This is a genomic window from Pseudoalteromonas sp. SWXJ133 (assembly GCF_015864365.1).
Classification (GTDB): domain Bacteria; phylum Pseudomonadota; class Gammaproteobacteria; order Enterobacterales; family Alteromonadaceae; genus Pseudoalteromonas; species Pseudoalteromonas arctica.
Genome location: NZ_JADYXJ010000004.1, coordinates 162,849 through 175,756, shown reverse-complemented (window position 1 = coordinate 175,756; position 12,908 = coordinate 162,849). Strand labels below are relative to the sequence as shown.

General features: G+C 40.3%; 9 protein-coding genes. 4 read left to right on the top strand and 5 right to left on the bottom strand.

Translation table 11 applies throughout. The features are described from left to right. The first annotated feature begins 9 nt into the window (after window positions 1–9). The gene (locus tag I6F40_RS04850) at window positions 10–1,977 is read left to right on the top strand and encodes a hybrid sensor histidine kinase/response regulator (protein ID WP_197192563.1); all 1,968 of its coding nucleotides are present in this window, start codon (window positions 10–12) and stop codon (window positions 1,975–1,977) included. Between the two features lie 284 nt (window positions 1,978–2,261). Next, window positions 2,262–2,882 carry a fumarylacetoacetate hydrolase family protein gene (locus I6F40_RS04845; protein WP_197192562.1) on the top strand — a complete coding sequence of 207 codons (621 nt, stop codon included), beginning with the start codon at window positions 2,262–2,264 and terminating at the stop codon, window positions 2,880–2,882. Here I6F40_RS04845 and I6F40_RS04840 read toward each other — a convergent pair. From I6F40_RS04840 to I6F40_RS04830, 3 genes are all read right to left on the bottom strand, one after another. Continuing rightward, window positions 2,833–3,756, bottom strand: coding sequence for an ABC transporter substrate-binding protein (locus tag I6F40_RS04840; RefSeq protein ID WP_197192561.1), 924 nt, complete (start codon window positions 3,754–3,756; stop codon window positions 2,833–2,835). The two genes, I6F40_RS04845 and I6F40_RS04840, sit on opposite strands and share 50 nt — an antisense overlap. Window positions 3,757–3,872: 116 nt before the next feature. After that, a complete protein-coding gene (locus tag I6F40_RS04835; RefSeq protein WP_197192560.1) occupies window positions 3,873–4,925 on the bottom strand; it encodes an aldo/keto reductase in 1,053 nt (350 codons plus the stop codon). A 9-nt stretch (window positions 4,926–4,934) separates the two neighbouring features. Further along, complete coding sequence (locus tag I6F40_RS04830; RefSeq protein ID WP_197192580.1) at window positions 4,935–5,369, bottom strand: acyl-CoA thioesterase; 435 nt, start codon at window positions 5,367–5,369, stop codon at window positions 4,935–4,937. A gap of 676 nt (window positions 5,370–6,045) precedes the next feature. Between I6F40_RS04830 and dinB the strand changes: the two genes are divergently transcribed. Then, complete coding sequence (dinB, locus tag I6F40_RS04825; protein ID WP_197192559.1) at window positions 6,046–7,098, top strand: DNA polymerase IV; 1,053 nt, start codon at window positions 6,046–6,048, stop codon at window positions 7,096–7,098. A 129-nt stretch (window positions 7,099–7,227) separates the two neighbouring features. After that, complete coding sequence (locus I6F40_RS04820; protein WP_197192558.1) at window positions 7,228–8,748, top strand: M17 family metallopeptidase; 1,521 nt, start codon at window positions 7,228–7,230, stop codon at window positions 8,746–8,748. 71 nt (window positions 8,749–8,819) lie between these two features. On the opposite strand, the gene I6F40_RS04815 is transcribed toward I6F40_RS04820, so the two are convergent. Together I6F40_RS04815 and I6F40_RS04810 are read right to left on the bottom strand one after the other, a co-directional pair. Next, entirely contained in the window at window positions 8,820–10,457 is a 1,638-nt protein-coding gene (locus I6F40_RS04815; protein WP_197192557.1) for a methyl-accepting chemotaxis protein, read from the bottom strand. Window positions 10,458–10,598: 141 nt separating this feature from the next. Continuing rightward, complete coding sequence (locus I6F40_RS04810; RefSeq protein ID WP_197192556.1) at window positions 10,599–12,824, bottom strand: S9 family peptidase; 2,226 nt, start codon at window positions 12,822–12,824, stop codon at window positions 10,599–10,601. Window positions 12,825–12,908 lie beyond the last annotated feature (84 nt).

Sequence of the window (12,908 nt, the reverse complement as noted above, 5' to 3'; positions counted from 1 at the left end):
GGAGATTGTATGTTAGATAAAGTGACTCAGTTGCTGCTTGTAGAAGATGATGAAGATGATTACATACTCACCTGCGACTATCTGGACCAATTGGATTCACACACGTTTAACATTCAATGGATAAGCTCCCCAGAGCAGGCAATTGCAACGCTTAGTAAAAATGAGCACGACATTTGCCTGCTTGATTACCGCTTGGGTGCATCTAATGGTTTAGATGTATTAAAAGAGGCCATTGCGAATGGCTTTAGCGGCCCAATTATTATGCTTACCGGGCAGTCAAACGACGAACTAGATTCGGCGGCGCTTGATGCCGGTGCAGTAGATTACTTAATAAAAACAGAAATGAGTTCGAGCCGTTTTGCACGTGCTATTCGTTATGCACTTGCTCGTAAAGATGTTGAAGGCGAGAGAGTAGAGCGTTTAAAAGCCGAAGCTGAAAATCGCTCAAAGGATCGCTTTTTAGCTCATTTAAGCCACGAATTAAGAACCCCACTATCGTCTATTTTAGGTTACACCGAACTATTAATGCAGAGCGACTTTAGTCAGCAAGCAGAAAATGAATTAGGTGTTATTTATCGAAACGGTAAACACTTATTGAGCCTATTAAACGATGTGCTCGATTTATCTAAAATAGCAGCCGATAAACTAGAGCTTACCTTGAGCGAAGTTAACCTTGATAGCATGCTTGCCGATGTATACACGCTAATGCGCGTATCGGTGCTAGATAAGGGCCTTACGCTGCGATTTGAATCTCATCAGCCATTACCTTTGGTTGCACGACTTGATGCAACAAGAGTTCGCCAAATTTTAATAAATCTAATAAACAATGCGGTGAAATTTACCGATAAAGGCGAAATTGTTGTTAATGCGTGGACGCAATGGGTTGATGATCGTGAAATGCTATTTTTTAGCATTAAAGACTCAGGCATGGGCATTGCCCCTGAAAAACAAGAACTGATATTTAAACCGTTTGAGCAAATAGCTGATGTAGAATCACGCTCTGTGGGTGGTGCTGGCTTAGGTTTGGCAATATGTGCTGAATTGTTAGCGCGTATGCACGGTGATATTAGTTTGCACTCTGAGATTGGTAAAGGCTCTACGTTTACTATTTCGATTTACCCAGGTGATATTAGCGAAGTAGAACGACAGGTACTTAATTTTAGCAGTGTCCCGCAACTACAAAGTAAATTGGCTCCATGCAAAGTGCATGGGCGAGTATTAGTGGTTGATGATTTACGTGATTTACGCATGCTAGTTGGTCACATGATCAGTACCTGTGGTGCGCGCGTCGATTATGCCGAACACGGCCAGCAAGCGCTTGAAAAAGTACGTATTGCAGATGCGTATAAAGCGCCTTACGATATTATTTTTATTGATATTCACATGCCTGTAATGGGCGGCAAGGAAGCTACCATAGAGCTTAGAAAAATGGGTTACAAAGGCCCAATAATCGCGCTCACTGCCGCTACTATGAAAGGCATACATGAGGAGCTTGCTGCACTTGGCTTTAACGATGTAATACCAAAGCCTGTTGATAGCGCGGCTTTATACCAAAGTTTGCAAGATTATTTGGTAGCGCCAGAGCATGCACCGCAAGCTAAAGATATAAATTGTAGCAATGGCTTAACCGAGAAAAAGCAGCGCTTTTTACTTGTTGAAGACGATCACGATGCAGCGCAAATTACGCAGCTACTTTTAGAAAGTCTAGGCGTTGAAACCGTCATTGCGTCTAGCTGCGCACAATGTTTGCAAATACTTAATCACGACCAGCAATTTAATAAGGTATTGTTAGACATGCATTTACCCGATGGGCGTGGCATTGATTTAGGCCAGCAAGTTAATGAGCGATATCCAGAGCTACGCTTGGTGATTGTAAGTGGCGCAGAGCCAGACCCTAGAGAAATAAAAGATTTAAATATTGACCGAGTTTTACTTAAACCTATTAATTTGAGCTTACTTGAAACGCTTATTAGCTAGGGCCTGTTTATCTTTCGAGGTTAAATTTGCAGCAGTATGTTTGGTATTTAGGCAAGACAGAGCCTGTGTAGTGTGGTTATTCCCCATAAATAGGCGATAACGTAGCACAAATGCCAAACATGCGCTGCCCGAAGGGTTCTGCCCAGGGGCTATTTACTCTTTGTTGCTCGGTTTTTACTTAGCCCACTAGGTTACAAACCTCGCGCCGCGATTAAATAGCCCCTAGATTGAACAAATTTTAATCCTGAAAGGTCAACAGGTCCAATAACTGAGACATTATTTATATGCATTCAATAAAGTTAGTATCTGAAGAATTAACACCAACAAAAGTGGTCTGTGTTGGTCGAAACTATACCGCACATATTGCAGAGCTAAATAACGAAACGCCAGAGCAAATGGTTTTATTTAATAAGCCAAATAGCGCAATTACTAATACGTTATTTGCAGCTCACAACGGCGATACGCTGCATTATGAAACCGAGCTATGTTTTGTAGTTAAAAATAAAAAGTTTGTAGGGGTTGGACTCGGCCTCGATTTAACTAAGCGTACTGTGCAAAGTAAATTAAAAAATAAAGGACTTCCATGGGAGCGCGCTAAAGCGTTCGACGGCTCTGTAATTTTAACTGATTTTGTAGCGCTAACTGATGCAATGAAGCACTTTACCTTTGAACTTAAAATTAATAATAAAGTAGTTCAGCAAGGCGATACTCATTTTATGCTGCATAATCCGGACTCAATTTTACAAGAAATTAGTGAATTTATGAGCTTAGAAGATGGTGATGTAGTAATGACAGGCACACCGTCGGGCGTAGGCGAGGTAACACCTAAAAGTATTTTTGCTGTGGCACTTTATGCTAATGATCAGTGCTTGCTTGAGCATCAGTGGCAAGTAAGTAAAAATTAATAACTTGCTGTTGGTAGTGTTGATCAAAGTCTGCAAAGGTAGTTTTAAGCCAATTATGCTGACTTTGTTGATACTCAGGCGATTGTAGTACATTGTTTTTTAGTGCGCGGTTAATTTTTTTAAGCGCTTGCTGTGCAAAATTATTAGGTGCGTTAGCCGCACAACCTATTGCTCCTCGTATAAATTGAATGTCATTTTCTGCAATTGGTACACTCTCTATATTCGTATATTCTCCTTGTTTATTAAAGTAATCGGCCATAAACGGGTAATCAATTGAGTAGTCTAAAAAGCCGTGACTCAAGCGTGCTATAACAGCCTGACTTTCATTTTCGCTACTCCAACTTAACGACGACTCTTTATCTCGTTTTGTATTTTCAATAATTGTATTAATTTTAGTTGTAAATTTACGTGCAGCAGCTTGCCCGTATACGTATTGCGGGTCGGTTAATAAATTAATAAGGTGAATAGGCGAGCCGTGCTTTTCTTCTAATTTGGGCTTTAGCTCTTTAGTCGTGATAATTGAAAATGGGGGATATACCGTTGTTGGATTTGAGTAGTTAAGTAGTTGGTTATTATTTTTTTTATAAATAACACACGGAAAACATACATTTTTGCCTTCACTTAAATATTTATTTATACGCTGCTGAGGGACAATTAAACGGGTATGTTTTACATCTGTTATGGCTCTAATGAGTTGCTCAGTTAGATTGTCGCAAATTCCGCCTTGTGGTGCACTTTCGCTTTTAGCTATATGAAAAGGGGGCGTGTAACTTTGCAGCCAAACAATTTCTTTTAAAGGCTGTACTTTTTGCTCAACAGCATGCGCGTTAAATACAATTAATAAGCAAAATGCATAGTATCCGTTTTTCAGCATTGATAAGTGTTCGTTGAATTAAGAAAACTTAATAAAAGTATAGTGTTGGTTGTAGTAGGGTCAAATATTCTAGTTAAAAAGCAACCTCATTCAAGGCTGCTTTAACTCATACATGCTTAATAAGGCATCGGATGGTTTCTAAATATAGTGTTAATCTCACTAAGAATTTCGTCGCTTAACGTGATGTTAAATGCATCAATATCTTCTTTTAATTGGGCTATGTTTGTTGCACCAATAATTGAAGAGGTTACGCCATCTACTTGGTTACACCATGCGAGTGCTAGTTGTGCTGGAGTAATATTGTTTGCATGAGCCAGATCAACATACTGCTTAGTGGCTTGCTCTGCATTTGGTGTATCTCTAAAAATACCGTTGCGCTGCATGAAGGTCCAACGAGATCCTTCTGGGCGAGCACCGTTTAGGTATTTACCCGTTAATAAACCAGCCGCTAAAGGCGACCACGGTAAGTAGGCAATATCTTCGTGTACACATTGTTCTATTAAATACGGCCAGTCTTTAGCGTGCGCTAAACTAAACTCATTTTGAATAGATACCATACGCGGTAAGTTATGCTCTTTGGCCAAACTTAAAAACTGGCTTATACCCCATGGCGTATCGTCAGATAAACCGCAGTGCTTAATTTTACCTGCTTTAACACATTCATTAAGGCCCTCTAGAATATCAAGCATACTAGCTTGCTGCTCTTGTGTATTTACGTCGGTAAATTTAAGAGTGCCGGGCCATTGTCTGCCAAAGTGCGGGGTAGAGCGGTTTGGCCAATGCAGCTGATACAAATCAATGTAGTCGGTTTTAAGGCGCTTAAGTGAATCGTCTACGGCTTCGATAACAGTTTGGCGCGTAATATTGCCACCATCACGTACCCACGATAATCCATTGCCTGCAATTTTTGTGGCAAGTACTACATCGCCGCGTTTTTGTTTATTACGCGATAGCCAGTCGCCAATAATTTCCTCAGTTTTACCATAGGTCTCTGGAGAGGGCGGTACTGCATACATTTCGGCTGTATCAATAAAGTTTACGCCTTGCTCAAGTGCGTAAGCTATTTGTTCATCAGCATCGCTTTGAGTGTTTTGTTTACCCCAAGTCATACTGCCTAAACATACTCTTGAAACGTTAATACCACTGCTGCCAAGTGGGCTGTATTGCATGAGAATTCCTTATTGCTCGTCTTGAGAGTAGCTAACTAACGCCGATAAAAGAGGCTCTGCAATGAGGGCTTTTTGGCCTGTTTCAAAATTAAACATAACCACTTTTGAAGTGCCTGTTGTTGTTATAGCGTTTTGTGCATGGCTATAAACGGTATAGTTCATATTAAAGCGGTCTGTTTTTATATCAGAAATAGTAACGCCGACTGTAAGCGTATCTGGAAAAGTAACTGGGCGTTTATAACGAATGTTATTTTCGCTTATTACCGGGCCCACGCCATTAGGGCTTATTGTGTCGAACAGATTTATTTTATTTAAGAAGTCGATTCGGGCTATTTCAAAGTAACGTAAATACACCACATTATTTACGTGTTGTAGTGCATCCATATCAGCCCACGCTACGGTGATGTCGGTATGGATAGGGTGCTGATCTTTAAACGTTTGCATCATTTATTGGCCCTTAATTTTAAAGTACTTAGATTATCAACATGGGGTTACGAGCTCAAGGTAATTAATAGCATGTTTTTTGTAAGATGATTTGTACCTATTTAATTTTAGGTCTACAGTTAAATTACACAGACAAACACAAAAACACACAGAGGTATGTATGCACAATATAATTAATTGGTCCTTAGCTTGTTTGGTTTTTATAGCCTCATTTACCTGCTACGCAATGGGTAATGAATTAGGCGCTATTATTTTAATGTTGGCAGGATTTTTATTCGAGGTCATGTTTTGGCTAAGCAGTTATAAAGAATCAGAAGATAATAAGCACTTTTTTTAATCGCTAACTAGGGCCTGTTGACCTTTCAGGATTAAAATTTGTTCAATCTAGGGGCTATTTAATCGCGGCGCGAGGTTTGTGACCTAGTGGACTAAGTAAAAACCGAGCAACAAAGAGTAAATTGCCCCTAGGCAGAACCCTTCGGGCAGCGTATGTTTGGCATTTGTGCTACGTTATCGCCTATTTATGGGGAATAACCACACTACATAGGCTCTGCCTTGCCTAAATACCAAACATACTGCTGCAAATTTAACCTCGAAAGATAAACAGGCCCTAGGCTTGCTTATCACAAGTGATTACATAATAATGACTGTATAAATAAACAGTTGTGTTGTGGTGATGAAGAAGTTTATTCACATAGACATGGATTGCTTTTATGCAGCAGTAGAAATGCGAGATAATCCAAAACTTGCATGTGTACCGCTTGCTATTGGAGGCAATAGCCGACGAGGCGTGCTCTCAACCGCTAACTATATAGCGAGGGAGTATGGCGTGCGATCGGCTATGTCGAACTATCATGCTAAACAGTTATGCCCCGATTTAGTTATTGTCCCTGGGCGCATGGCTGTATACAAAGAAGCTTCAAACCAAATACGTGAAGTATTTAACCGCTACACAGACTTAATTGAACCACTCTCTTTAGATGAAGCCTACCTAGATGTAACAGATAGCACCGCTTGTAAAGGCAGCGCCACACTTATTGCACAGCAAATAAGAGCCGATATTTACAATGCCACGGGGCTCACTGCATCAGCAGGTATTGCACCGATTAAATTTATTGCCAAAATAGCGAGTGACGAAAAAAAGCCTAATGGTCAGTTTGTCGTTTTGCCTCATGAGATCGATGATTTTTTAGCGCAATTACCGCTGGGTAAAATTCCGGGGGTGGGTAAAGTAACGCTCGAAAAGCTAAATTTAAAAGGCTTATATACCGGCAAGGATGTACGTGAAAAAGGCGTTAACTGGATGCAGCAACATGTGGGTAATTTTGGTGTGTCGCTTTATCAAAAATGTGCAGGTGAATATGTTGGTAAAGTATCAACAGATCGCATCAGAAAGTCGCTGAGTGTTGAACATACCTACGAATACAATAAAACAAGTTTGCAAGAGTGCTTAGATGAGCTGCCAAAATTGTTAGACGAATTAGTTTTAAGACTTAATAAACAGCAATTACAAAACCGTATTAATAAGCTGAGTGTTAAAGTGAAGTTTGCAAACTTTGTAGTGACCTCAGCCGATCAGGCATACCACGATTTAAACACAGAAATATTTATTCAACTCTTTACTAAGGCCTATCAACGAGGGCTACAACAACCTGTAAGATTACTTGGCATAGGCGTTGGCATTAAAAGCGAGCCAGAACAAAACTTCCAACTGAGTATTCTCGATTAAGCTGTAAAGCCTGTAACTCCAAGTTGCCATTTATTGGCAAGTTGTATAATTAGCTCATCGCACCTTGCTGGTCTTCAATATTTAAATCGACGATAATAGGGGCTTATGTTTTCTAACAGGACTTTATTTATGGCATACCCTCAAGCGGTTAGTGCAAGCCTTGAATGCACATCTCATGATGCGCTTATTATTATTAGTGATGACTTTTCTCAATTACCAAATAACTCATTACGTGATGCTATTTTAGACCAAGCAAAAGTTGATTCTCGCATTGGTAAACAAGTTACTTTATTAGTGATTGAAAAAAAACGCGTTGTACTTGCGCCAACGGGTCCGTTAAATAGAGATTACGACGATGTTCGCCGTTATTTTGATGCTGCTAAATTAGCAATTAACGAAGCAAAAGCGTCGGGTAGTGTTAATCCTGCATTATTTTTACCAAATTTAAATGGTGATAGCCGTTATCAGCATGCATTAGAAGTTGCTTATTTAGGTGCTTGCCAAGCCTTATGGCAGCCATTAGAAGCGCGTGAATATCACGGTGAAAGTATTGAACCTATTACTCAAATTGGTTTAGTTGGCGCAAGCGAGCAAACAATCAAAGCTGTTAATGCAATTGCAGCTGGCCAATATGCCGCGCGTGATTTATGTGGCACTGAACCTGAGCGTATGGCTCCACCACGTTTTGCTGATTACTGCGTTGATTTATTTAAAGGCTCAAGCATTGCAGTTGAAGTAATTGATGATATTGCAGCTATTGATAAAAACTACCCAATGCTAAGCACTGTTGCTCGTGCATCTTATGCAGTTGAGCGCCATCACCCACGTGTTGTTAAGCTTGAATATGTACCAGAGGGTGAAATTACTCGCACACTTATGTTTGTAGGTAAGGGTCTTGTATACGATACAGGCGGTGCAGATTTAAAAGTAGGTGGCCATATGGCAGGCATGAGTCGTGATAAAGGCGGTGCAGCTTCTGTTGCGGGCTTTATGAAAGCTGTTGCGGATTATCAGCCTAAAGGCGTTAAGGTGGTATCGTACTTAGCCGTTGTTCGTAACTCTATTGGCTCGGATTGTTTTGTGCCAGATGAAATTATTACTAGCCGCGAAGGTATCCGTGTACGTATTGGTAATACCGATGCAGAAGGGCGCTTAGCAATGGGCGACCTGCTTAGCGAAATGAAAGATTTAGCTAAAGGCGAAATAAACCCAACGTTGTTTACTGTTGCTACATTAACGGGTCACGCGGCACGTGCAATGGGCCCTTACGGTGCGTATGTTGAAAATGGTCCAGCTCGTAGCGCTGGTGTTTCACGTCAAATAGCTGACCTTGGAGATTTGTGGGCCGATGGCGCTGAAGTATCGCGTTCTCGCCGTGAAGATTACGACTTTATTAAACCACGCACGCTAGCTGACGATGTACTCTCGAGCAATAACGCAGCATCTGCTGTTACTGCTCGTGGGCATCAGTTCCCTATGGCGTTTATGGCTATTGTTGGTGGGCTTGATAAGCACGGTAACGACTCTGCACAACCTTTACCTTATGTTCATATGGATATTGCAGGTAGCGGTGTTGAAGGTGGTGATTGGCAGCATGGCAAGCCAACAGCTGCATCAGTAACGAGCTTGTTTGCACGTTACTGTTTGTAAGCTAAAAACTTACACGTAATAAAAAAGCCCTGTTAATTCAGGGCTTTCGCATTTTATGAGAACGGTATCGATTAATCTAATTTAAAACGATGGACCATGCTAGATAGCTCTTGGCTACTTTGCTTGAGGTTATCGCTAGTACTTGTAAGTTGCTTAGTATTATTAAGTGATTGCTCTGTTGAGTGTGAAAGCTCATTAATACGTAAATTAACTTCATCAGCTGCTTGAGTTTGTTGCTCTGTTGCACGTGCAATTTGGCTATTCATTTCGGTAATGATTGAAACAAGTCGTTCTATTTCATTAAGTGAAGTATTAGCAGACGAAGCTTGCTCTACGGTAGAGACCGAAAGCGCTTGGCTTGATTTAACTGCTTCTACTGCGGCTTTTGCACCTTCTTGTAGTTTAGTGATCATGGTTTGAATTTCGTCAGTACTTTGCCCCGTACGACTCGCGAGTGTACGTACTTCATCTGCAACAACAGCAAAGCCTCTGCCGTGCTCTCCTGCGCGAGCAGCCTCTATGGCAGCGTTTAATGCTAGTAAGTTAGTTTGCTCCGATATGCTTCTTATAACATCAAGCACAGAACCAATATTATGGCTTTCATTGGCCAAATCAGCAGTTACACGACTCACTGTTTCTATATTGTTTGAGAGTGTTTCTATAGCTGTAATTGTTTGAGTAACTACACTTCTACCCGTTGATGCATTTTTTGCAGCATCCTTTGCAGCTTGCTCTGCGGCTTCGGCGTTACGGCTCACATCATGTATTTGATGGGTCATTTGTTCCATTGCGGCTGCAACTTGGGTTGAGCTGTCATTTTGTAGTTCTATAAATGAGAGACTGGTTCTACTTGATTCATCAACTGTATGTGCATGATCGCTAACATCACTCGCACTTTTGGATACATGAGCTAGTGACTCACGCATTTTCAAAACAAACAAATTAAATGAGCGCGATAACTCAGATATTTCATCATTACCTGATTCATTTAAGGCACGGGTTAAGTCACCTTCGCCTTGTGAAATGTCCTTCATCATATCCGCTGCTAAACGAGTAGGTATTAGAATGCTTTTACCTATAAAGTAACTAAGTAAAATAACAGCAATAATCATAATTATTGCACTGACTATGATTAGGTTACGTTGCTCGCTAAATACTTCATCAATTGAATCAAGATACACTCCAGAACCAATAATCCATTGCCATTGATTAAAGCCTTTAACAAAAGCTACTTTTTCAACTGGTTGATCTTTACCTGGTTTTGGCCACTTATAAGGTATAAATCCTTCACCAGCGCGTTTGACTACATTAACCATCTCCACAAAGAGCGCCTTTCCATCTGGGTCTTTATTATTGCTTAAGTCTTTACTGTCGAGAGCAGGTTTAATCGGATGCATTATCATTGTAGGCTGGTAATCATTTATCCAAAAATAATTGGTTTTGTCATATCGTAGTGCTTTTATTGCATTAAGAGCTTGCGTTTGAGCTTGCAGTTGAGTGAGTGAATTATTTTGCTCGAGGTCATAAAAGTGTTCAATAATGCTATAAGCAGTTTCTACTACATTTTGTGTTTTAATATACTGCTCGTTTTTAAGAGAGTTATATTGGTTAGTCAAGCTGGATATACTCAGTACTATTAGCCCAAGCACTACAATTGCTATTAACAGTGAAAAACGTTGGAATATACTAAAACTACGTAGACTAGGCATACATTTATCCTCAAAAAGTGTGCGCTTTAGCGCATTGAATAAGCGTAGCTAAAAAGAGAGTTTAATCTAGGCCCAAGACCATTAATGCAAAAAAAAGGCTGATTTATCAATCAGCCTTTAGTCTATAATTACTTTATTTGCTTATTTAACATCAAAATGACGATTAAAGAAGTTTGTAATTGTTTGATGTAAGTGCGTTTGCACTTGTTTACCACGTAGGCTGTGCTTAGAGCCTGGGTAGGTCATCATTTCAAACTGTTTTTCGCTATCTTGCAGTTGTTTAAATAATTTAGTTGAATGCGTAAACAATACGTTGTCGTCAGCCATTCCATGATAAATCATTAATGGGCCTTTTAAGCCATCGGTATATGGGAATACTGCGCTGTCTTCGTAGCCTTTAGCATTCGTATCAGGGTGACCTAAATAACGCTCAGTGTAATGTGTATCGTATAATGCCCAATCGGTTACTGGAGCACCCGATACGCCGGCTTGAAAGTAATCGCCTGCTTTAAACATAGTCATAAGTGCCATGTAGCCGCCGTAGCTGTGGCCATAAACACCAATGCGTTGTGGGTCTACGTAATCAAGTGTACGTAAAAACTCTACGCCTTTAATTTGATCGGCAACTTCAACCACGCCTAGGTTTTTATAAATAGCATCTTCAAACTTTTTACCACGGTTGTAAGAACCACGGTTATCTAGTTGAAAAATGACATAACCTTGTTGCGCCATGTACTGAAAGTACAAGTTTTTACTGCGCCAGCTATTCGTCACTCGTTGGGCATGCGGGCCGCCGTATACGTTAACAATGACAGAGTGCTTTTTGCCATCAGCAATGGTGCTAGGCTTAAATAAACGGTAATGCATAACTTGGCCATCATCGGCTTTAATTGTGCCGTATTCTGGTTTTGTTAAGTCGCTTAAATAAGGAGTAAGCGGGTGGTTACTATCTAGCTTATTTTCTTCAAGCCATGTAATAAATTCGCCGTTTACTTTGCGAAGCGCTGCTGAGTTTGGTTTATTATCAGAAGAGCTATTATCGATAAAGGCTTTGCTGTCTTTTGCTAGCACAACATTATGGTACTGACCTTTTTCGGTGATACGTTTAGCATCGCCTTTTTTAAATAAAGGCGCGCTGTATAAATGGCTTTCAAGCGGTGTATCTTTTCGGCCGGCAAAGTAAACAATGCCTTTTTTCTCATCAATGCCTTTTAGGCTATCAACAGTCCAATCACCAGAGGTGATTTGACGAACAAGTTGACCGTTCGTACGATACAGATATAAGTGTTTAAAACCATCGCGCTCAGATGCCCATACAAAGTGTTTTTTGTCTTTTAAAAACTCAAGATCAAAGTGTAGGTTAATCCACGTTTCGCTGTTTTCGGTTAATGCTACTTTTTGAGCTTTAGTTTCGCTGTTATAAAAACGCAGTTCTAATTTATGTTGCGAGCGATTTTGCCATTGGTAAGACAGTGTATTGCTGTCTTTTAGCCACTTAGCACGCGCGATATAAATATCTTCATCTTTACCTAAATCAATCCAATCTACTTTTTGATCATTTAGCTTAACCACACCGAGTTGAATTTTTACGTTATCGGTACCTGTAAACGGATAGCGTTGGTTAAATAATTTAACTTCATCAGCGTAAATTTCGTTACGGATAGCTTCTTTTACTGGGGTTTCGTCAACGCGGGTATAGGCAATTTTAGTTTCATCACCTGACCACCAGTAACCCGTCATGCGGCTCATTTCTTCTTGAGCTACAAATTCGGCCATGCCGTTTTTAATTACACCGCCGCCATCTTTACTAAGTTGAATCTCTTTACCTGATTCAAGCTCTAAAGCGAATAGATTTTGCTCTCGAATAAACGATACGTAGTTACCTTTAGGTGAAAAGCGCGCATCAGTTTCAAATGTTTCAGTGTCGGTTAGTTTTTTACTTTTAGCAGAGGCTAAATCGTAATAGTAGAGGTCGCCGTTAAGTGGGAATAAAAGTGCTTTACCGTCTTTAGACCATTTGTATTCTAATATCCCTTTACCAAAAATACGTTGGCGTTCGCGGCGTGCTTTTTCTTCATCAGATAGGTTTTCTGGGCCTGAAAATAACTTTGCTGAATCAACTAGCACACGGTTGGTGTTATCTTTTAGATTGTATTCCCATAAATCGTAGCGGTTGTAGTCATCGCTTTTGCCTTGTAAATAAGTTACACGGCTGCCATCAGGCGAAAATTTAAGTTGTACAGGTGATTTACCAGAAAGGCTTGGATCGTCAAAAATACGTTCCAATGATAAAGGTTTTGCTTGAACACTAATAGCGCCAACCATTAACGGGAGGGCTAGTGAGAGGTGTTTTATTTTTTTTAGCACAAGGTTGCCTTAGCTTATTATAAATATTGCTTTGATGGTAAAGCCAAGCGTGTGCAACTGCAACTAAATGCTATAAAGTGGCGA

What these genes read in the sequence shown, in the direction of transcription:
- I6F40_RS04850 (WP_197192563.1), top strand. Translation starts at nt 10, where the DNA reads ATGTTAGATAAAGTGACTCAGTTGCTGCTTGTAGAAGATGATGAAGAT.
- I6F40_RS04835 (WP_197192560.1), bottom strand. Translation starts at nt 4,925, where the DNA reads ATGCAATACAGCCCACTTGGCAGCAGTGGTATTAACGTTTCAAGAGTA.
- I6F40_RS04830 (WP_197192580.1), bottom strand. Translation starts at nt 5,369, where the DNA reads ATGCAAACGTTTAAAGATCAGCACCCTATCCATACCGACATCACCGTA.
- I6F40_RS04820 (WP_197192558.1), top strand. Translation starts at nt 7,228, where the DNA reads ATGGCATACCCTCAAGCGGTTAGTGCAAGCCTTGAATGCACATCTCAT.
- I6F40_RS04840 (WP_197192561.1), bottom strand. Translation starts at nt 3,756, where the DNA reads ATGCTGAAAAACGGATACTATGCATTTTGCTTATTAATTGTATTTAAC.
- dinB (WP_197192559.1), top strand. Translation starts at nt 6,046, where the DNA reads ATGAAGAAGTTTATTCACATAGACATGGATTGCTTTTATGCAGCAGTA.
- I6F40_RS04815 (WP_197192557.1), bottom strand. Translation starts at nt 10,457, where the DNA reads ATGCCTAGTCTACGTAGTTTTAGTATATTCCAACGTTTTTCACTGTTA.
- I6F40_RS04845 (WP_197192562.1), top strand. Translation starts at nt 2,262, where the DNA reads ATGCATTCAATAAAGTTAGTATCTGAAGAATTAACACCAACAAAAGTG.